The following is a 20,488-nucleotide window of genomic DNA, read 5'->3' on the forward strand; positions in this document are numbered from 1 at the left end:
ACGGTATATTAATTACACGACACCAGGATTAATAACCAGAACGAAAATAGATCCGTCACCGAATTCAAGATTTATCAATTTTAGATGTGGAGTTTATTATGACCAGCAACGAACGTATTCTCAGCCCGTTTACATTGCCAAACGGCGTAGAACTGAAAAACCGTTTGTTAATGGCGCCAATGACCACCTGCACAGGTTATTTTGACGGTACCGTTACTAGCGAATTAGTGGAGTATTACCGCGCACGTTCAGGGGCTATTGGCACCATTATTGTGGAGTGTTGCTTTGTCGACGATCTCGGTCTCGCTTTTCCAGGGGCGATTGGGATTGATAGCGATGAAAAAATCGCCGGGCTGGCAAAAATTGCCGCCGCCATTCGGGAAAAAGGTTCAAAAGCCATTCTGCAGATTTACCATGGCGGGCGCATGGTGGAGCCGAAATTAATCGGCGGACGCACACCGATTGCGCCAAGCGCGATTGCCGCGCCGCGCGAAGGTGCCGCAACGCCGGTAGCGATGAGCGCTACGGAAGTTGAAAGCATGATTGCCAAATTTGGCGAAGCGGTACGTCGCGCCATCCTGGCAGGCTTCGACGGCGTAGAGATTCATGGCGCTAACACTTATCTCATTCAGCAATTCTTCTCTCCCCACTCCAACCAGCGTGACGATGAGTGGGGCGGCAGCCGCGAAAACCGAGCCAGGTTCCCGCTGGCCGTGCTGGATATTGCTCACAAGATGGCACGGCAGTATGCAGATGATGCGTTTATCATTGGCTACCGCTTCTCACCGGAAGAGCTGGAAGTCCCCGGCATCCGTTTTGATGACACAATGTTCCTGCTGGAGAAGCTGGCCGCTCGCGGTCTCGATTATCTGCACTTCTCCGTGGGTGCAGCGCTGCGCTCCTCCATTAATGAGACGAGCGATCCGACGCCGCTGATCGATAAATATTGCGCGTTGCGCTCCGAAACGCTGGCGCAGATCCCGGTAATGGGCGTTGGCGGCATCGTCAACGCGGCAGATGCGGAAGAGGGGCTGGATCACGGTTACGATCTGATGGCGGTAGGCCGCGCCTGCATCGCCTATCCGGATTGGGCTTCACGCATTGCCAACGGTGAAACCCTTGAGCTCTTTATGGACAGCACCCAGCGTGAAGCCCTGAACATCCCCGAGCCGCTTTGGCGTTTCTCGCTGGTAGAAGCGATGATCCGCGATATGAGCATGGGCGCGGCGAAGTTCAAACCTGGTGTTTTTGCTGAAACCGTGCAGGACGACAGCAACACGCTGGTATTCAACGTCAGTCTTGAAACTGATTGCATTGCGGATATTACGCTGGCGGAAGGCCCGCTTGATGACGTCGAGTTTACCAGCAGCTTTGAAGAGATCCGTAGCCGTATCATCGATGCCAACTCTCCGCACGTGGACGCCATCTCCGGCGCAACCAGCCAGAGCGAGGCGGTGAAAAAAGCGGTGTCGAAAGCGATGGTCAAATCGAGCAAAGCGCGGATCGCGGAAGAGGGCGGTGATGCCAGCGCGCCGAGAAATTACGATGTGGTTGTTATCGGCAGCGGCGGTGCCGGCCTGGCTGCGGCAATTCAGGCGCACGATGAAGGTGCCAGCGTACTGATTGTCGAAAAAATGCCGACTATCGGCGGTAACACCATCAAAGCCTCGGCAGGGATGAATGCGGCGGAAACCCGCTTCCAGCGTGTAAAAGGCATTCAGGACAGTAAGGAGCTGTTCTACGCTGAAAGCCTGAAAGGGGGCGGCGAGAAGAACGATCCTGCGCTGCTGCGCCGCTTTGTGGAACATGCGCCGGAAGCGATTGAGTGGCTGGCGCGTCGCGGCATTATGCTTAACGACATCACCACCACCGGTGGTATGAGTATTGACCGTACGCACCGTCCACGCGACGGATCGGCGGTTGGTGGCTACCTGATCAGCGGCCTGCTGCGCAACGTTACCAAACGCAATATCGACGTCATGCTGGACACCTCCGTCGAAGAGATCCTCTTTGACGCGGGTGAAGTGCGCGGTGTACGCCTGCTGACCGAGGAGCAGGAGACACTGAATGTCGATGCGAAGAGCGTGATTGTTGCCACCGGTGGCTTCAGCGCCAACAGTGCGATGGTCGTGAAATATCGCCCCGATCTGGACGGCTTCGTCACCACCAACCATAAGGGCGCGACCGGTAGCGGGATTTCTCTGCTGGAACGCCTTGGCGCGGCCACCGTGGATATGGGCGAAATCCAGATCCACCCGACGGTTGAGCAAAACACCTCCTATCTGATTTCAGAATCGATTCGCGGCGGCGGGGCAATCCTGGTCAATCAGCAGGGCAACCGCTTCTTCAACGAGATGTCGACCCGCGATAAAGTTTCTGCGGCCATCATCGCGCTGCCGGAGCACTATGCTTACATTGTCTTTGATGAGCACGTCCGCGCGAAAAACAAAGCGGCGGATGAGTACATCGCCCGTGGTTTTGTTACCAGCGCCAGCTCACCACGTGAACTCGCGGATAAGCTGGGCATGGATTATCATGCCTTCCTCGCCACGCTGGAGCGCTACAATGGCTTTGTTGAAAAACAGCATGATGATGATTTCGGGCGCACCACCGCACTGCGCGCACCGATTAACGAAGGCCCGTTCCACGCCATCCAGATAGCGCCAGGTGTGCATCATACTATGGGCGGCGTGACCATCAACACCGACACCCAGGTGCTTAACAGCGAGCAGCAGGTTATTCCGGGGGCTTTCGCGGCGGGTGAAGTGGTAGGTGGCCTGCACGGTGGCAACCGCATCGGCGGCAACGCCGTGGCAGATATTATCGTCTTCGGTTCGCTGGCAGGACATCAGGCTGCGCTGCGCTCAAAACGGTAACGCACTCACGCAAACTGGTTGCGTCTTATCAGGCCTCTTACTCTTCCTGGCCTGATAAGCGTAGTGCCACCAGTACGCAACAGAAGGAGTATGCAATGTCCGCTAACCCGAGCTGGCGCTACTCAGCCGTGCTGATGGGCTCGCCCATCCTGCTCACGCTCTTTGTCCACGATGAGGCGCTTGCCTCCCGCGTATTTGCCCTGATTAAGCGCTACGAAGATCTCTTCACCGTTAACCGCACCCACTCTGAAGTGATGGCAATCAATCACGCCGCAGGACGGCATCCGGTTGCCGTCAGCCGCCCGGTTTTTGAGCTTATCAAATGTGCCAAAGCCGCCAGCATGATGCCGGGCAGCGCCTTTAATCTGGCCATTGGCCCGCTGGTGAAACTGTGGCGAATCGGGTTTAAGGGTGACCGGGTGCCGGAGGCGGATGCGATCGCCGCGCGGCTACGCATCACGCGCGTGCAGGACGTGGTTCTTGATGATGCCGCGGGCAGCGTTTTTCTTGCGCAGGCCGGGATGGAGATCGATCTCGGCGCGATTGCCAAAGGGTTTATTGCCGACAGGGTGCGCGACTTTCTGCACCAGCAGGGGGTGAGCGAAGGGTTAATCAATCTTGGCGGCAACGTGCAGACGCTGGGGACGCCGCAGGGGCGGTGGTCAGTCGGCGTGAAAAAGCCGTTCGCACAGGCGGATGCGCTGATTGGCACGCTTGAAGTTGCCAACCAGTCGGTAGTCACCTCCGGCACCTATGAGCGCTATTTCGAGCAGGATGGTCGACGCTGGCACCATATCCTCGATCCGCGCAGCGGCTACCCACTGGAAAATGAACTCGATAGCGTGACCATCATCTCAAGCGATTCACTTGATGGCGATATCTGGACCACGCTTATCTTCGGCCTCGGCGTCGAGAAAGGGTGTGAGCTTCTGAAGCAGCGCGAGGATATTGAAGCGCTTTTCGTCACTAAAAAACGCGAAGTGATCCTCTCCTCGCAGCGCCAGTTCCGCTACACCCACGCTGACGACAGCTACCGGTTTATTGACTGTACTGTTTGAGCAGGCTGTACTGCTCCGCAATAAGCTGGTAGCGATAAACCGGCCGACCGGTCGCTCCATAGTGGATGGTGGTATAGAGAATATTAATCTGCGCAAGCCAGATCAGGTACTTACGGCAGGAGACGCGGGAGATGTTGACCGCATTTGCCAGTTCATCCGTTGAAAACTCAATTCCCGGATGGGCATCGATCCACTGGCAAATGGTGCGCAGGGTCTGGGCAGTGAGCCCCTTCGGCAGCTTGCGGGTGTCTGCAACTTCCGGCGCGCCGCCGTGCAGCAGGCGATCAACGTCCGACTGCTCATAGTAGGGGTGCGCATCCATCAGCTTGCGCTTCTCGCGCCAGCCGGTGAGCGCCTCTTCAAAACGCGGGAACTGGAACGGCTTAATCAGATAGTCAACTACACCGTAGTGCAGTGACGTCTGAATGGTGGCAGCATCGGCGGAAGAGGTGATCATAATCACGTCTATCGCCCGTCCGCTGGCACGAATAATCGGCAGCAGATCGAGACCGCTGTCCTGCTGCATATAGACATCCAGCAGCACCAGATCGATCTCAAGCAGCGGATTGTTCACCATCTCCTCGGCCTGACGCAGCGTTGACGCCGTGCCGCAGCACTGAAAACCGGCTATCTGCGCCACATACATGCGGTTCAGCTCGGCAACCATGGCATCATCGTCAACAATTAATACATTTATCACGCGTTCTTCCTTTCACTATCCCACGGGAGATGGACAAAAAATTGGGTAAACACACCGGGTTCAGATTCCACGCTCAGGGTACCGCCAAGTTCAGCCAGCTGCTGGCTGGCGAGGAAAAGCCCGACGCCGCGGTTTTCACCCTTGGTGGAGAAGCCTTTGCGAAAGATAGCGTCGATATTGCCCGGCGCAATACCCGGCCCGTCATCGCTTACTTCACCTGCCAGCCAGCCATCCTGGTAATGCAGGAATAGCCCGACCTCACCCTCCTGCTGGCCGCTCATTGCATCCAGCGCATTTTCAATCAGATTACCGAGCACGGTGACCAGCACCGTCACCTGTTTCTCATTCGGATTATCCGGCACGTGGCTCTCATCGGCCAGCGTCAGGGTAAAACCGCACTCCTTGGCGCGGTTAATTTTACCGAGCAGAAAACCGGCCACTACCGGCGACTTGATCTGATGCTGGATCGCGCCGATATCACTCTGGTAGTTCTGGGCCGTTTGCAGCACATACTCCTGCAGCTTGTCATAGCGCTTCATATTTAACAGACCGAGGATGACATGCAACTTGTTCATGAATTCGTGCGAGGTGGTTCGCAAGGCATCGACATAATTGACCATACCATCGAGCCTTTGCATCAACTGGCTCACCTCGGTCTTATCGCGGAAGGTACAAATCGCGCCGATAATACTCTCCTGGCTGCGTACCGGTACGGTATTACTGAGCAGCAGACGACCGTTACACCCCAGCTCGCGATCGAAAATAGGCGTGCCGGTCTGCAACACGCTCAGCAGATCGGCAAGCAGAGGTTGATGCGTGCCCGAGCCCTGCGCCGTACTGCTGAGCAACATCCGTCGCCCGGCATGGTTCAGCAGCGTTACGCGCCCGTCGGCATCCACCGCCATCACCCCCTCTTTAAGGGACTGAAGCATCGCCTGGCGCTGTTTAAACTGGGCTGAAATCTCGTACGGCTCAAGCCCGAGCAGAATGCGCTTTAACACCCGCACCACCTGCCAGACGCCAACAAAACCCACCAGTGCGCTGAATATTAAGATCCACATCGCCGCCTGGCGGCTACGGCTGACCTGCTCATCGACCTCGCTTAACGAAATTCCGACTACCACCACGCCGATCTGCTGGTGGCGCTCATCATAAACCGGGGTAAACACGCGCAGCGCCGGGGCCAGTACGCCGCGGTTAACCGCGGCATTCTCGTGGCCCTTTAATGCAGGCTGCAGATCCTCGCCAATAAAGTTCTGCCCGATCATGCTGGCATTCGGGTGCGCATAGCGAATGCCCTGCATATTGGTCACCACCGCATAGAGCAGATCGTTTCGCGCCGCCACCGCCTGCGCAAGAGGCTGAATAACATTGCTATTAGGCGGCAGTAACAGCCCGCGCCTGATTTCCGGGGCATTGGCAAGGGTACGCGCCACCGCGAAGCCGGTTGCTTTCACGCCGTCGCGCGTGGCGTTGCTGATTTGCCAGAACCAGAGGGCGCAGGCCAGCAGCAGCACGGAACCCGTCACGCTGCACACCATAAGTGTCACCATGGTGCCGAACTTCATTGGCCGTTTGCGCGGGGAGGTCGCCGTGGGCGCTATTTGAGTCATGCCGAACCCGAATCATTTATCTGAGAAAAGTTATTATCGCCGATGGGCGGCAATTCATAAAGCCGTGTGATAAATGAGGAAAAATAGTCGCGCCGGGAAGCGTGACCCCACTCGCAAGCGGGAAGCGCAAATAACCTTATAGTGTGTGGGGAACCTTTAACAAGGAGCAGGGTATGAGCAGTAAGCCAAACAGTTCAATGGAGGCGCGTCGTAATAGCCGCACGGGCGATATCGACCGCCTCGCCACGCTGGATATGCTGACGCTTATCCATCAGGAGAGTGAAGAGGTCACGCAGGCGGTTAGCGCCTGCCAGCCGGCGATCGCCCGGCTGGTTGATAACGCCAGCGCGACGCTTAACCAGGGCGCAAGAGTGGTGCTTGCCGGGGCGGGTGCGTCCGGGCGGGCGGCAGTACAAACCGTCGAGGCGTTCGCGCTGGATAGCCAGCACGGGCTGCTGGCGTTAATAGCCGGTGGCGCACGGGCGGGGAAAACAGAGCAGGATCGCGCCGCGAGCGACTACGCCTGCGGCGGTAACGATCTCAGGGCGCTGGGGCTAACGGCGCGCGATATGCTGGTGGTGCTGTCGTTAAGCGGCAAAACACCGTGGACAAACGGTGCGTTGCAGCAGGCAAGGGCGGCTGGTGCACGCGTGGCGTTGATCACCCGCGCGCAGGCGTGCGAAGCGGCGCAGTACGCCGATATTGTCATTGCGCCCGATACGGGAGCCGAAGCGGTAAGCGGTTTTGGCGAGCCAAAAGCGCAACTGGCACAGCAGCAGATCCTCAGCATGTTTTCTACCGGGCTGGCCATTCGTTGCGGGCGGGTTTACGGCAACCTGCGCGTCGATATAGCACCGGTGAATCTGCACTGGGCCGAGCGGCAAATCGCCGTAGTCATGGCGGCGAGCAACTGCACACGTGAAGAGGCGAAACGTGCGCTGGCACAGGCGAATAATGAGTGTCGCGCCGCCATTTTAATGCTGCTGACCGGGGTGAATGCTTCGCGGGCGCAGATCCTGCTGGCCGAGAATCATCGCCATTTGCGTCTGGCGATCGCCGGTGCAGAAAGTGAAAAAGTCGACGCCTGATAATCGCTATTCGGCCGCTGCGTGCGGCCGTTATTTATTTTCCATTTAATTGAAATACGCTAAATTTTATTTCTCCCCCTAAGATAAATTCCCGCCAAAATAAGTCCACACAGAGTGCGCCACTACTTTTTTTAATTAAAAAAAGCAGAAGGCAAATAAAAACAAAATTATTCTATTTTGTGAATGATATTTTAAATTAACGTAAAAATACGTTAATATGCGTCACCACGAATCACTTGTTGTTATCTAACCGAATAATTATGCCTGCAATGAAAAAAACAATTATTGCCTTCAGCGCCGTCGCGATGCTCGTCAGCTCTGCGACCAGTGCATGGGCGGAAGAGAACCAAAAAACCGACTTCCTGTTGATTGGCGGCGGTATCATGAGCGCCTCTCTGGGCACCTGGCTGCAGACCCTGCAACCTGAGTGGAAACAGGTGATGGTTGAGAAGTTCGACGGCGTTGCGCTTGAGTCCTCCAACGGCTGGAATAATGCCGGTACCGGTCACTCAGCAAATATGGAACTGAACTACACGCCACAGCGTGAAGACGGCTCCATTGATGTCACCAAGGCGCTGGAAATTAATGAACAATTTATGATTTCCCGCCAGTTCTGGTCTACCCAGGTGAAGCGCGGTATTTTAACCAACCCGCACTCCTTTATTAATTCCACGCCGCATATGAGTTTTGTCTGGGGCGATAATGTGGATTATCTGGCGAAGCGTTATGCTGCATTGCAGCAGACCACGTTATTCCAGGGAATGAAATTCTCCACCGATCATCAGCAAATTAAGCAGTGGGCACCGCTGGTGATGGAAGGGCGCGATCCGCAGCAAAAAGTGGCCGCGACCTGGACGCCGGTTGGTACCGATGTGAACTATGGCGAAATCACCCGCCAGCTGATCGGTAGCCTGAAAAAGAGCAAAAATTTCTCGCTGCAAACCTCGTCTGAAGTCACCGATTTCAAACGTAATGCCGATAACTCCTGGCATGTGACGATCAAAGATGTGAAAAACGGCGATGAGCACACCATCGATGCGAAATATGTCTTTATCGGTGCCGGCGGCGGCGCGCTGAAGCTGCTGCAGAAAACTGGTATTCCGGAAGCGGACAACTATGCGGGCTTCCCGGTAGGCGGCTCCTTCCTGATGACCGAAAACCCGGCGGTGACCAACATTCACCGTCAGAAAGTGTATGGTCAGGCTTCCGTGGGCGCACCGCCGATGTCGGTTCCGCATATCGATGCGCGCGTCATTGACGGTAAACGTGTGGTGCTGTTCGGGCCATTCGCGACCTTCTCGACCAAATTCCTGAAAAACGGCTCCTTCTTTGATCTGCTGAGCACCACCACCACCAGCAACTTTATGCCGATGACCCACGTGGGTCTGGATAACTTTGACCTGGTGAAATACCTGATGGGTCAGGTGATGCTGAGCGACGATGACCGCTTTGAAGCGCTGAAAGAGTACTATCCGCAGGCGCGTAAAGAGGACTGGAAACTGATCCAGGCCGGGCAGCGCGTACAGATCATCAAGAAAGATGAAGATAAAGGCGGCGTGCTGAAGCTGGGCACCGAAGTGGTGGTCGATCAGCCGAAAACCCTCTCTGCGCTGTTAGGCGCATCGCCGGGTGCTTCTACCGCAGCGCCAATTGCCCTGAACGTCATTAAGAAGATGTTCCCGGAGCAGTTCAACTCGCCGGAGTGGCAGAGCAAGATCAAAGAGGTTGTGCCGAGCTTTGGTCAGCATCTGAACGGCAACGTGGCCCTGACGCAGCAGGTGTGGGATGACACCGCCGCCGCGCTGGAGCTGACCAAGCCGCCAGTTATCGACATGAAAGACGCGCAGGCGGCAACGCCAGCCGCGCCGAAGAGCGAAAACGCGCCACAGCATGATATGGCGCTGTAAATAAGAGAGGCGCACCGCGGTGCGCCTTTTTTTATGCCCTAAAGATGGCGGGCAAACCACGCGGTTTGCACCTTGCTGACACGCTCAAACGCCTCTCCGCTGTAGATATCGTAATGGCGCGCACCGGCCTCTTCGTGCAGCGCTTTCTCGGCTGCTGCCACCGCTTCAAACAGCGCCCGGCCTTGTGCTGGCGGGTTGACGCTATCTTCCGCCGCAATCACCACCAGCGCTGGACAGGTCACCTTTGCTGCCCACTCAGCGGGGTGGTAATTCACCGTTTCACGGATGGTCAAAAAAGGAATTTTGATATCCATCTGCGGGAAAAGGGTGCGGTTTTCCTCAAAGAACGCTTTCGATTCCGGGTCCGAGAGGACGCGCGTGATCGCCACCATCATCTCTTTGCCGGTCGCACGCTGTTTCTGTGCCATCTTATCCAGTGTGGCGATAAACGCGCTCTTCTCACCGCTATTCATATGCCCGGTCACGACATCTTCACCGTCGGCAAACGCCAGCTGGCTGACCACGCATTTTATCCGCGCATCCTGCGCGGCAGCGGCGAAGACATGACAGCCGCCAAATGAGGTGCCCCATAATCCGATGCGCCCGGTATCCAGCGTGGGCTGCTCGCCGACCCACGCCACTACCGAAAGAATATCCTCAATCTGCATAGCAGGCACCAGCCGTCCACGCTCCCCTTCGCTGTCGCCAAAGCCGCGATAATCGAAGGTTACGGTAGCAAAACCAGCCGCGGTAAAGGCTTCGGCAAAAGCCGGCAGCAGAATCGGCTGGATGCCGCAAAAGCCGTGACACAATACGATGGTGGGGTGGGGGCCTGCCGCGGTGGGTGTGCGCAGAGTAAGGGCGATGCCATTGGCGAGCGAGTAAATTGAAGTATCCATATAACTTATGATTTCCTTTTTATCATTTGTCTGAATAATCAAACGCTTAACGGTCAATGGCTATCTTACTCGCCCGCGTCTGTTATCGCCAGATATCAATCAACAGATAATCCGCTATGCCATGCCAGCCTATTTTTTAATGACGAAGCCGCGATGATAAAGTGTTAAATCATTTCGTAGACCATGTGTGCAGAGTGCGTTGAGAATAATCGCAATAACAGGAAAAGTGTCTCTGTTTACTTCCCGCGCCTCGCTTTATATATTTCACACAGTTTTAAATCGACACTATGGCCCGGTTAATAAAATCACGCTATCTCAAAAAAGGCGGGGTTATTGCCGTCCTGCGTGGTTGCCAGCCTTATTTCGGAGAGGAAAAAGTGATCCCAAAAATTAAAGCGGCGCTTTGCGTTGCTGCCGTGTTTTTGTCCATTAACAGTGTTTCAGCCAGTGACCGCATGGTCAGGATTGTCAACGGTACACCCGCACAACCTAGCGAATTTCCTGAGTTTATCACCATCAATACTAATAATACGCTGGCCGGGCACCGCTGCGGAGGCGTGTTGATTAACTCCCGCTGGGTATTAACCGCTGCCCATTGCGCTACAATATTTGATTTAACCAAAGATAATATTTTAATAGGCGCGGAAAGTTACCAGCCGCTAAAAATAAAAGAGAGCGTGCCGGTAGAGAAAGTAATTGTGCACCCCTCATACGATACGACGACGATGGAGGGAACGGCTAAATATGATATCGCCTTAATTAAACTGGCTCGTGAATCCATCAGTACCAATTTTGCGCTGCTGGCCGGAAATAACACCGGCGATGATCCGTCCCCATTGCTAACCGATATTCCCCTTACCGGTGTTGGTTTTGGTGTCAACGAAAATGGCCTGCAACCCAATGTGCTCTATAAAGGGCACCTGAGCGTGTTGCCAGATAGCCAGTGTATCGATGTCCCGCAGTTCTATCCGCCGACTTATTTCGAGCCGCAGATGCATATCTGTGCTGGTTACGCCACCGCCGGGGGCGATTCAGGCGGCCCGCTGTTTGCTGATTACAACGGCAGCCGTTACGTTGTCGGCATTGTCTCAAGGGATCTTATTCTGCCAGCGCAGCAGTTCACGCGCGTCAGCTACTATGCGGACTGGATCAACGCCACCGTTGCCGGGTAGTGCCTGTCAGGGAAGCCGGGCTGCTGCTTAGCGGCCTGGCTGCTCCTTCTCCAGCCTCCGGTAGAGCGTGCTGCGCGAAATGCCCAGCTTTTTCGCCGCGAGGCTCATGTTGCCCTGCGCATCGGCAATCGCCTGCCGGGCATCGATCTGCCCTGCGGCTTCTGTTTTAACGGCGGTGACCGGTTCGCCCGGAAGATCGCTAAGCGTAATGCGATCGCCATCTTCCGCCAGCGCCATCAGCACACGCAGCTGGCTCAATAACTGGCGCACGTTGCCGGGCCAGGGTCGCTGTGCCAGTGCGTTGAGCACCTCATCGCTTAATGTCAGCCCGCGGCGGGCAGCGCCCAGCTCACGCCACAGTTTTTCAATAAAGCCCGTCAGGTGCGGCCACGCGCGCAGCGGCGGGATCGGCAGGTGAAACTCCTGAATGCGATAGAGCAGATCCTCGCGGAAGCTTCCGGCCTGTACCCGGGCGGCGAGATCCTGGTGGGTGGCGCAAATCAGCGTGAAGTTAACCTCCACGCTGCTGTTGGCTCCGAGCGGCGTCACGCGCTTCTCCTGCAGCACCCGCAACAAGCGGGTTTGCAGCGCTAGCGGCATATCGCCAATCTCATCAAGGAACAGCACGCCGCCATCGGCTTCGCGGCATTTACCGATATAGCCCTTCGGGTTTGCGCCGGTAAACGCGCCGGGCACATAGCCGAAGAGTTCAGACTCAATCAGCGGCTCGGGCAGCGCCGCGCAGTTGATGGCAACAAATTTCCCCTCATGCCACTGGCTGCGCTGAAAAAGCTCACGCGCCAGATGCTCTTTGCCGCAGCCCGTTTCACCGGTAATGCACAGGGCGATCCCGGCATTGACGATGCGCAGCGCTTTCTCCTTCTCGCTCGCCATGTGATCCGGCTGATACACCGTGCGTGGTGCGCTGTAGCGCCGGGCGGGCAGCGTCTGGCGGGCATAATAGTGCCGCGCGTGGCTCGATTCGAGGGCGCAATCACCGGCTTTTGCACTGAATCCCGGAAAGAGGGTGCCAATCTCCATCGCGCCAAAGTGGTTGGCGGTGAGGGAAAACTCCTCCATCGCCAGCCGATTCGCGCCGAGCAGAGTGTTGTCTTCAAAAATAAGCAGCAGCTCCTGAGCGCTGCCGAGCACCGCCCGGTCGTGATGCAGGCTTAATAACCAGCGATTTGCGCCGAGCGCGCTGCTGGCCCAGCTATGTTCAATCTGGCACACCGCGCGGCGGATCAACGCCGAAGCATCGCGGCGCGGGGTTTGCGCCGGGGTGGAGAGATCCAGCACGCCGGCAATCTGCCCATCGGGGCGGAACACCGGCGCGGCGGAGCAGAACAGCCCGGCGTTACGGCTAAGAAAGTGTTCGCTGCCGGAGACTTCGCAGTGGCGCTGTAATGCCAGCGCCGTGCCGATGGCATTGGTGCCGCGCGCGTGTTCGCCCCACAAATGGCCCGGCGAGAGGGCAAAGCGCTGCGCTTTATGCAGAAAGTCGCTATTACCGTAAGTCTCCAGCACCAGGCCGGTGGCATCGGACAATACCAGAATCGACGGATGGCTGGAGAGTTGCGGGCGCAGGCGCGCCAGTAGTGGGGCGACCAGGTGGTTCACCCAGCCATTCTCCGCGCGGGCGTCATTGAGCAGAGAGGAGGCCACCCAGGGCTGCACGTCATCATCCCGGGTTAATCCATAACGTGAACTGCGCTGCCAGGAATCTTCCAGTTGATGCGGCAGGCTGACCTCGTGCGAGGCGGGGGACAACGATCGGGCGCGTGATGGCATGTTACTCTCCGATAATTGAAATGTTGCAATTGTGTATCACATGAGTGTCGCGTATGTAGCGACGTGCAACACACTTCCCGTAATCGCCATCACACTTTTTTGTTACCGCACTTTGCATTTCTGCAACAAAAATTTTATTACTTTTTGATTTTTATAATCTTTTTAGCTTTTTGTTGACAGCGTATAAGCGGTTGGCATAACAACTGCTTATATCCTGCTGTCCACACACGCTGTGAGACGCCTCTTCTGTACCGATAATAACGAGGAACATCTTATGAAATATCTGCACCCTGGCCTTGATGGCGCGAAAGTCTCTTACAAGCCGCGTTATGGCAACTATATTGGCGGCGAATTTGTCGATCCGATTGAGGGCCGCTGGTTTACGAATACCTCGCCGGTGACCGGAGAGGTGATTGCCGAGTTCCCGCGCTCCGGGGCGGAAGATATCGAAAAAGCGCTCGACGCCGCCCATGCCGCTGCCGAGAGCTGGGGCAAAACCAGCGTGCAGGATCGCGCCAATGTGCTGCTGAAAATTGCCGATCGCATCGAAGCCAACCTTGAGCTGCTGGCGTTAACGGAAACCTGGGACAACGGCAAACCGATCCGCGAAACGCTGGGTGCCGATATTCCTCTCGCCGTTGATCACTTCCGCTACTTTGCCGGCTGCGTCCGCGCGCAGGAGGGGACGGCAGCGGAGATCGACAGTAATACCGTCGCCTACCATATCTATGAACCACTCGGCGTGGTCGGGCAGATTATTCCGTGGAACTTCCCGATCCTGATGGCGGCCTGGAAGCTGGCTCCGGCGCTGGCCGCCGGTAACTGCGTGGTGCTGAAACCCGCCGAGCAGACGCCGCTGGGCATCTGCGTGCTGATGGAAGTGATTGGCGATCTGCTGCCGAAAGGGGTGCTGAACGTGGTGCACGGTTTCGGTATGGAAGCGGGTGAGCCGCTGGCGCGCAGCAAGCGCATCGAGAAGATTGCCTTCACCGGCTCAACGCCGATTGGTCGCCACATCCTCGCTTGCGCGGCTGAAAACATCATCCCGAGCACCGTCGAGCTGGGCGGTAAATCCCCCAATATCTACTTTGAAGATGTGCTGAATGGCGATGCCGAGTATATCGACAAAGCGGTTGAGGGCGTGGTGCTCGGCTTCTTCAACCAGGGCGAAGTTTGCACCTGCCCGTCGCGCGTGCTGGTGCAGGAGTCCATCTATCCGCAGTTCGTTGAAAAAGTGATTGCCCGCATGGAGAACATCCGTAAAGGCGACCCGTTCGACACCGAAACCATGATTGGCGCGCAGGCATCTCAGGAGCAGTACGACAAAATCCTCTCCTATATCAACATCGCCCGTGAAGAGGGCGGTGAAGTCATCGCTGGCGGCGCGCACCTTGAGCATGGCGATAAGCTGGAGAAGGGCTACTACATTCAGCCGACGCTGATCAAAGGCCACAATAAAATGCGCTGTTTCCAGGAGGAGATCTTCGGGCCGGTAATCGGTATCACCACCTTTAAAGATGAAGCGGAAGCGCTGCAAATCGCCAACGACACGGAATATGGCCTGGGTGCCGGGCTGTGGACGCTGGATATCAATCGCGCGTGGCGGATGGGGCGTGCGATCAAAGCGGGTCGCGTGTGGACCAACTGCTACCACCTCTATCCGGCGCATGCGGCGTTCGGTGGCTACAAAAACTCGGGCGTGGGGCGTGAAACGCACAAACTGGCGCTCAGTCACTACCAGCAGATCAAAAACCTGCTGGTGAGCTACAGCGGTTCCCCGCTGGGTCTCTATTGATTATCCATCAGGATGAGGGTGAGAAAATGCAACTGAAAAGCATGAAGGCCGCCGTCGTGAAGGCGTTTGGTCAACCGTTGGTGATTGAAGAGGTGATGGTGCCCGCCGTGGCCCCGGGCAAAATTCTGGTCAAAATCGCCGCCACCGGGGTGTGTCATACGGATCTGCACGCCGCAGAAGGTGACTGGCCGGTAAAACCCAACCCGCCGTTTATTCCGGGCCATGAAGGCGTCGGCCACGTGGTTGCGGTGGGCGCGGGCGTGACGCATATCAAAGAGGGCGATCGCGTTGGTGTGCCGTGGCTCTACTCAGCCTGCGGGCATTGCGAACACTGCCTCGGCGGCTGGGAGACGCTGTGCCATGGTCAGCAGAACTCCGGTTATTCGGTCAACGGCAGCTTTGCTGAATATTGCCTGGCCGACGCTAATTATGTCGGCATCCTGCCGGATAACGTCGGTTTTAACGAAATCGCGCCGATTCTCTGCGCCGGAGTGACGGTCTATAAAGGGCTGAAGATGACCGAAGCCCGCGCCGGGCAGTGGGTGGTGATCTCCGGGATTGGCGGGCTGGGGCATCTGGCGATTCAGTACGCAGTGGCGATGGGGATGAATGTCGCAGCGGTCGATATTGATGATGAGAAACTGGAGTTTGCCCGCCGTCTTGGCGCTTCGGTCGTGGTGAATGCCCTGAACGAGGATCCCGGCACCCGTTTTCACGACGAGTTTGGCGGTGCGCACGGCGTGCTGGTCACGGCAGTATCGCCGAAGGCCTTCGCGCAGGCCACCACCATGATGCGCCGTGGCGGCACAATGGTGCTGAACGGTCTGCCGCCGGGGACGTTCGATCTGTCGATCTTTAATATGGTGCTGGATGGCATTACGGTGCGCGGGTCGATTGTCGGTACGCGTAAAGATCTGCAGGAGGCGCTCGATTTCGCCGGGCGCAACAAGGTGCATGCCGAGATCGCCGTGGAGCCGCTGGAGAACATCAACGACATTTTCGATCGCATGCGCGCCGGGAAAATCACCGGCCGTATCGTGGTGGATATGGCGATGTAAAAAATTGCCGGATGGCGCGTAACGCTTATCCGGCCTACTCCGTTTCAGCAACATGGGGTTCGTAGGCCTGATAAGGCGAAGCCGCCATCAGGCAATGAACCTGGCATGCTGCTTCGGTGGAAGGATTCCGTTCACCAGGCGTTCGGGAGTTTCATTAATCTCTTATGCGGTGAACGGGACAAGGGGAGCGGCCGCGCTCCCCTTGTCAATCCCCGCGGCCCCGCGAGGAAATCGGTGCTTCGCACTGCGCTCACCTCCCGCGTGCCTGACTGCGGCCGGCTCGACTCGACTTACTCGTTCCATGCTGGAACTCGGTTTACTCGTCCCATCCATGGGACTCGCCCCTTCGGGGCCAGCGCAAGCGCTGTTCAAAATTGCTCCCGGCAATTTTGTCCTGTCTCGGTTCGCCTCTGTCCGCCATCCATGGCGTCCAGACCTTGTCATTCCCGCTTCGGTTCGCCGATTTCAGCGGGGACACAACACCGTCGCTGTCATATTGCAGATAAAAACAAAGTCGGTGTCGCTGAAAGCGCGTTTTTGTAGGCCGGATAAGGCGAAGCCGCCATCCGGCAAGGGTGCAGCGGAGATAATGCCGGATGGCGCGTTACACGCTTATCCGGCCTACGCGGTTTCAGTGGCTCCGTTTACGTAACCGCCATCCGGCAATCCGCTTACAGCCCGCGCTTCGCCATCAGCGCCGCCACCTCAACCAGCCGGTTGGAGAATCCCCACTCGTTATCGTACCAGGCGAGGATTTTCACCATATTGCCGCCAATCACCAGCGTTGAGAGCCCGTCGATAATCGATGAACGCGCATCGCCCTGATAATCGCTGGAGACCAGCGGCTCATCGCTGTAACCGAGGATCCCTTTAAGCGGCCCGGCGGCTGCCGCTTCGCGGAAGGCGTTATTCACTTCATCTACCGTTACATCGCGCTTCAGGGTGACGGTCAGGTCAACAATCGACACCACCGGAACCGGCACGCGTAACGAATACCCGGTCAGGCGACCTTCCAGTTCCGGGATCACTTTGCCCAGCGCTTTTGCCGCGCCGCTGGAGTAGGGGACAATTGAGAGCGCCGCCGCGCGCGCGCCGCGCAGATCTTTCTCCGGCTGATCGTGCAGCGCCTGGCTGTTGGTATAAGCATGGGTAGTGTTCATCAGGCCATGCTCAATGCCAAAGTGCTGATGCAGCACCTGGGCGGCGGGAGCCAGACCGTTGGTGGTGCAGCTACCGTTGCTCACCACATGGTGTTTTTGCGGATCGTACTGCCCGTCGTTCACGCCCAGCACAATGGTTAAATCGTCGTTTTTACCCGGCGCGGAGATAATCACCCGCTTTGCGCCGCCGCTGCTGATATGTACCGCCGCTTTCTCACGGTCGGTAAAAAAGCCGGTCGCTTCGATGACAATCTCTGCGCCCACGTCGCGCCACGGAATCAGGGCAGGATCGCGCTCGCTAAACACGCGGATCGCTTTGCCATCAACCCTCAGTTCGCCTTCGCCCGCCTCAACCGGCACCGGCAGGGTGCCGGAAAGCGAGTCGTACTTAAGCAGGTGCGCGAGGGTTTTACTGTCAGTGAGATCGTTAATCGCCACAATCTCAACCTCGGCATTGCCCAGCGCTGCGCGTAACACGTTGCGGCCGATGCGGCCAAAACCATTAATGCCAACCTTAACCATGATGCTCTCCTTCCAATCGGGATTTGCATTCACTGTAGGCCCGGCATCTTTTGGCGTAAATGACAAAAAAGGATCACTTTACGCCAAAGTGCGGCGGTGGAAGCGCTGGCGATATTCGCCGGGGGTGAGGTGCAACTGGCGCTCAAAAGTTCGGCGCAGGTTGATGCTGCTGCCAAAGCCGGTTTGCAGAGCGATGCGCTCCAGCGTGTCGCGGCTCTGCTCGAGCCTGTCGCGGGCGGCGGCAAGGCGCGCTTCGGCCACATAGCGCGCCGGAGAGATGCCGGTTTCGCGGGTAAAGACGCGGGTAAAATTGCGCGGGCTCATCGCCACCTGTTCGGCCAGCGCCTCAACGCTTAAATCCGCCGCCAGGTTTTGCACAATCCAGCTTTGCAGAGTGCTGATTGGCCCGCTGTTTTCGGCCTGTTGCAGATGGTAGCGGCTGAACTGCAACTGCCCGCCGGGGCGGCGCAGATACATCACCAGATCCTGCGCCACATCGCGGGCGAGGGTAAACCCGTAATCCTCCTCCACCAGCGCAAGGGTGAGATCGAACCCGGAGCTGACGCCGCCGGAGGTCCAGACCGGGCCATCCTGAATATAGAGCGGGCCACTCTCGACCGTAATCGTGGGATAGCAACGCTGCATCGTCTCCAGCAGCCGCCAGTGGGTTGTCGCGCGGCGGCCATCCAGCAGACCCGCCTGCGCCAGCAGCATCGCACCGCCGCAGATGGAGACCACGCGGCGCGCGTGGGGGGCGGCAAGCCGCAGCCAGTCCACCACCGCCGTGCCTTCCTCTTCGTCGTTACCGCGACCGGTGATCATAATGGTGTCCCAGGGCTTACGCGGATCGATCTCCGGCAGACGATGGTCGGCTAACAGGTTTAAACCGGACTGGCCGTGGATCACCGGGTGAGGTTGGGTGGTGGCAATACGCAGGGTGTAACGGGGTTCGGAGGTGCCGTCCGGGTGCAGGCGATTGGCCTGCATCAGAATGTCGGCGATACCGGCGGATTCAAACAGCATGCCGCCATCGGGCACAATAATCAGGAATGTTTTCATGTCCTGAAAAGTACGCCGATAACAAAATAAGTCAACAAGCGGATATAAAAGCGCCCGGCGCATAAAGGCCGGGCAAGTCAGGCAAGGCACGTAGCGGGAGGGTCTTTACCCTCTGTTACTCATGTTGTTCAGCCAGCTCCTGCACCTGCTGGCGATTCGCCATCCTTGCGACGAGGTATTGCTGGAGTGGATCGAGCTTCGCTTCACGGTGCGTCTGCGGCGCAGTCTCTTCATTGCTGGCCACCTGTACCGGTACGAAGGGTTTTTCCAGGCGAGTACGTTCAAACTCATCCTGCACCTGCCAGCCGAGATCGGCGCTGGTGCGCGAATTAACACGGACATTCCTTACACGTTTCAGGTTCTGTTGCATATCTCGTTCCTCATCGGTGACGGCAGCATATCTCGCGAATCGGCGTGCCGACATTGCCGCAATATGTTCCAGGAGTCGTGGGTCATAGTGACCGCGCCAGTTAAAATTTACGCCGCTGATGCGCACCATGAGCGTTAAATTAGTTTAGTACGGCTAATCAAAGTGTTAAACCAAGGGATTAGGTTATTCTTATAACAATAACCATGCTTGTTATGGCGGCTAATTTGCTGCGTAATAACAAGGAATCGCCCTGCCTGACTTTTGCCGTACCGTTTACCTTGGTGTGCGCATACTATTTCTGGCTGATAACGTCTTTAATTTTACCGGAGATTAACCCGTTGTCATTTAAGGCAATTATCAGCCATAACGAAGCGGGGAATTATTCCACTTCTGCTTTCTGGTTAATTTTGCTGGTGGCGATTTTAGTCAGGAGATTATCAGTATTTTTCTCCTCTTCCAGCGTTTGCGCCAGCAGCTCAGCGGCTTTCTTATAGCCCAACTGTTTTGCCAGCGTGCAGAGCGTGCCGTAAGAGGCAATTTCGTAATGCTCTACTTTTTGCGCCGCGGCAATCAGGCCAGCATCGCGCAGGGTGCCTTTTTCACTCGCTTCGATCACTTCGTTCGCTTCTTCAACCAGACCTTCCATCGCATGACATTTCATACGTTTCAGTTTCACGTTGGCTTCTGCTTCCAGCAGCATATCGATACGTTCAATCTGACCGTGGGTCTCTTCGAGGTGCTGTTTAAAAGCCTGTACCAGCTCAGCGTTAGAGGCTTCACGCGCCATTTTGGTCAGTGCGCGCGCCAGCTGCTTCTCGGCGCTGTAAATGTCAGACAAACCATGAATAAAAAGGTCGTTAAGCGTATTAATCTGCATAATATCCACCCAATAATAGCGTTAAAAATAGCGAGCCATCGCTGGCTCGCCAGTTATTAATCTTTAATTTCAAAGCAGTGATTTTCCATCACAGCAATATTAGTTATTGCCGGACTTACGGCCGCCGCTGTGGCTATTCTGGCCGCCTTTTTTTCCTGCTTCGGAAGCGCGCTGCGGATCGTTTTTGAAATTACCGCCGCTCTGTTGACCGCCTTTGCGGCCTGCTTCTGATGCCTTTTCACGATTCTCGGCGAAATTACCTGAGCCACCACGATGTTCAGCCATAATATTTCTCCTGTTTCGTTGTTTCAGTTTAACGACACTTTATTTCAGCAGTGTCGCAGGCGTTCGTCATTAAATTTAGACTCGCTTGTGGAATAGTCAAACGGCAGGGGGAGGGGGTTAAAAAGGGAAAATAGAATATCTGCAAAGAGGATATATTTTAATTAGACCAAACGGTCATCTGAAAGGCATCTTTAAAATAAACGACTTAGCGATAAATAAAAGACAAAACCAATAATAACCTACGAAACTATCGGCGTT

16 protein-coding genes are annotated in these 20,488 nt (G+C 56.4%); 7 read left to right on the top strand and 9 right to left on the bottom strand.

Going from position 1 to position 20,488, the window contains the following annotated elements; translation table 11 throughout:
- Positions 1–98 precede the first annotated feature (98 nt).
- Both EH164_RS10025 and EH164_RS10030 read left to right on the top strand, forming a co-directional pair.
- A complete protein-coding gene (locus tag EH164_RS10025; protein WP_124968120.1) occupies positions 99–2,876 on the top strand; it encodes a flavocytochrome c in 2,778 nt (925 codons plus the stop codon).
- A 95-nt stretch (positions 2,877–2,971) separates the two neighbouring features.
- Positions 2,972–3,934, top strand: a complete 963-nt coding sequence (locus EH164_RS10030; protein WP_124968121.1) for an FAD:protein FMN transferase — start codon at positions 2,972–2,974, stop codon at positions 3,932–3,934.
- On the opposite strand, the gene dcuR is transcribed toward EH164_RS10030, so the two are convergent.
- Both dcuR and EH164_RS10040 read right to left on the bottom strand, forming a co-directional pair.
- Positions 3,915–4,634: a two-component system response regulator DcuR gene (gene dcuR / locus EH164_RS10035; RefSeq protein ID WP_023478324.1), complete on the bottom strand. Its 720-nt coding sequence runs from the start codon at positions 4,632–4,634 to the stop codon at positions 3,915–3,917. The genes EH164_RS10030 and dcuR overlap by 20 nt on opposite strands.
- Positions 4,631–6,247 carry a sensor histidine kinase gene (locus EH164_RS10040; protein WP_124968122.1) on the bottom strand — a complete coding sequence of 539 codons (1,617 nt, stop codon included), beginning with the start codon at positions 6,245–6,247 and terminating at the stop codon, positions 4,631–4,633. Before EH164_RS10040 ends, dcuR begins: the two co-directional genes overlap by 4 nt.
- Positions 6,248–6,420: 173 nt before the next feature.
- Between EH164_RS10040 and EH164_RS10045 the strand changes: the two genes are divergently transcribed.
- Both EH164_RS10045 and mqo read left to right on the top strand, forming a co-directional pair.
- Positions 6,421–7,335, top strand: coding sequence for an N-acetylmuramic acid 6-phosphate etherase (locus EH164_RS10045; protein ID WP_124968123.1), 915 nt, complete (start codon positions 6,421–6,423; stop codon positions 7,333–7,335).
- Positions 7,336–7,595: 260 nt separating this feature from the next.
- Positions 7,596–9,242 carry a malate dehydrogenase (quinone) gene (gene mqo / locus EH164_RS10050; protein WP_124968124.1) on the top strand — a complete coding sequence of 549 codons (1,647 nt, stop codon included), beginning with the start codon at positions 7,596–7,598 and terminating at the stop codon, positions 9,240–9,242.
- A 38-nt stretch (positions 9,243–9,280) separates the two neighbouring features.
- Here mqo and EH164_RS10055 read toward each other — a convergent pair whose 3' ends face one another.
- A complete protein-coding gene (locus tag EH164_RS10055) occupies positions 9,281–10,141 on the bottom strand; it encodes an alpha/beta hydrolase (RefSeq protein ID WP_124968125.1) in 861 nt (286 codons plus the stop codon).
- A 455-nt stretch (positions 10,142–10,596) separates the two neighbouring features.
- Here EH164_RS10055 and EH164_RS10060 point away from each other — a divergent pair, with 455 nt between their 5' ends.
- Positions 10,597–11,313, top strand: coding sequence for a trypsin-like serine protease (locus EH164_RS10060; RefSeq protein ID WP_164483614.1), 717 nt, complete (start codon positions 10,597–10,599; stop codon positions 11,311–11,313).
- A 27-nt stretch (positions 11,314–11,340) separates the two neighbouring features.
- Here the strand turns inward: EH164_RS10060 and EH164_RS10065 are convergent, their stop codons facing one another.
- Entirely contained in the window at positions 11,341–13,104 is a 1,764-nt protein-coding gene (locus EH164_RS10065) for a sigma-54-dependent Fis family transcriptional regulator (RefSeq protein ID WP_124968127.1), read from the bottom strand.
- A 274-nt stretch (positions 13,105–13,378) separates the two neighbouring features.
- Here EH164_RS10065 and EH164_RS10070 point away from each other — a divergent pair, with 274 nt between their 5' ends.
- Complete coding sequence (locus EH164_RS10070) at positions 13,379–14,899, top strand: aldehyde dehydrogenase family protein (RefSeq protein ID WP_124968128.1); 1,521 nt, start codon at positions 13,379–13,381, stop codon at positions 14,897–14,899.
- 26 nt (positions 14,900–14,925) lie between these two features.
- Entirely contained in the window at positions 14,926–15,957 is a 1,032-nt protein-coding gene (gene adhP / locus EH164_RS10075) for an alcohol dehydrogenase AdhP (protein ID WP_124968129.1), read from the top strand.
- Between the two features lie 671 nt (positions 15,958–16,628).
- Here the strand turns inward: adhP and gap are convergent.
- The 5 genes from gap to EH164_RS10105 form a co-directional block, all read right to left on the bottom strand.
- Positions 16,629–17,639, bottom strand: a complete 1,011-nt coding sequence (gene gap, locus EH164_RS10085; RefSeq protein ID WP_124968131.1) for a type I glyceraldehyde-3-phosphate dehydrogenase — start codon at positions 17,637–17,639, stop codon at positions 16,629–16,631.
- Positions 17,640–17,717: 78 nt separating this feature from the next.
- Complete coding sequence (locus tag EH164_RS10090) at positions 17,718–18,698, bottom strand: GlxA family transcriptional regulator (protein ID WP_124968132.1); 981 nt, start codon at positions 18,696–18,698, stop codon at positions 17,718–17,720.
- 115 nt (positions 18,699–18,813) lie between these two features.
- A complete protein-coding gene (locus EH164_RS10095) occupies positions 18,814–19,068 on the bottom strand; it encodes a hypothetical protein (RefSeq protein WP_051372091.1) in 255 nt (84 codons plus the stop codon).
- A gap of 379 nt (positions 19,069–19,447) precedes the next feature.
- On the bottom strand, positions 19,448–19,945 hold the full coding sequence (locus tag EH164_RS10100) for a ferritin-like domain-containing protein (RefSeq protein WP_034812573.1): 498 nt from the start codon (positions 19,943–19,945) through the stop codon (positions 19,448–19,450).
- A 99-nt stretch (positions 19,946–20,044) separates the two neighbouring features.
- On the bottom strand, positions 20,045–20,230 hold the full coding sequence (locus EH164_RS10105) for a general stress protein (protein ID WP_034812569.1): 186 nt from the start codon (positions 20,228–20,230) through the stop codon (positions 20,045–20,047).
- Positions 20,231–20,488: the final 258 nt, after the last annotated feature.

Source organism: Kosakonia sp. CCTCC M2018092 (assembly GCF_003864115.1).
Classification (GTDB): Bacteria; Pseudomonadota; Gammaproteobacteria; order Enterobacterales; family Enterobacteriaceae; genus Kosakonia; species Kosakonia cowanii.

Bases quoted from the DNA above. Each gene is read 5' to 3' on its own strand.
- EH164_RS10025 (WP_124968120.1), top strand. From the start codon at position 99: ATGACCAGCAACGAACGTATTCTCAGCCCGTTTACATTGCCAAACGGC.
- EH164_RS10100 (WP_034812573.1), bottom strand. From the start codon at position 19,945: ATGCAGATTAATACGCTTAACGACCTTTTTATTCATGGTTTGTCTGAC.
- EH164_RS10090 (WP_124968132.1), bottom strand. From the start codon at position 18,698: ATGAAAACATTCCTGATTATTGTGCCCGATGGCGGCATGCTGTTTGAA.
- gap (WP_124968131.1), bottom strand. From the start codon at position 17,639: ATGGTTAAGGTTGGCATTAATGGTTTTGGCCGCATCGGCCGCAACGTG.
- EH164_RS10045 (WP_124968123.1), top strand. From the start codon at position 6,421: ATGAGCAGTAAGCCAAACAGTTCAATGGAGGCGCGTCGTAATAGCCGC.
- EH164_RS10040 (WP_124968122.1), bottom strand. From the start codon at position 6,247: ATGACTCAAATAGCGCCCACGGCGACCTCCCCGCGCAAACGGCCAATG.
- EH164_RS10060 (WP_164483614.1), top strand. From the start codon at position 10,597: ATGGTCAGGATTGTCAACGGTACACCCGCACAACCTAGCGAATTTCCT.
- EH164_RS10095 (WP_051372091.1), bottom strand. From the start codon at position 19,068: ATGCAACAGAACCTGAAACGTGTAAGGAATGTCCGTGTTAATTCGCGC.
- EH164_RS10055 (WP_124968125.1), bottom strand. From the start codon at position 10,141: ATGGATACTTCAATTTACTCGCTCGCCAATGGCATCGCCCTTACTCTG.
- adhP (WP_124968129.1), top strand. From the start codon at position 14,926: ATGCAACTGAAAAGCATGAAGGCCGCCGTCGTGAAGGCGTTTGGTCAA.
- EH164_RS10105 (WP_034812569.1), bottom strand. From the start codon at position 20,230: ATGGCTGAACATCGTGGTGGCTCAGGTAATTTCGCCGAGAATCGTGAA.
- EH164_RS10070 (WP_124968128.1), top strand. From the start codon at position 13,379: ATGAAATATCTGCACCCTGGCCTTGATGGCGCGAAAGTCTCTTACAAG.
- EH164_RS10030 (WP_124968121.1), top strand. From the start codon at position 2,972: ATGTCCGCTAACCCGAGCTGGCGCTACTCAGCCGTGCTGATGGGCTCG.
- mqo (WP_124968124.1), top strand. From the start codon at position 7,596: ATGCCTGCAATGAAAAAAACAATTATTGCCTTCAGCGCCGTCGCGATG.
- EH164_RS10065 (WP_124968127.1), bottom strand. From the start codon at position 13,104: ATGCCATCACGCGCCCGATCGTTGTCCCCCGCCTCGCACGAGGTCAGC.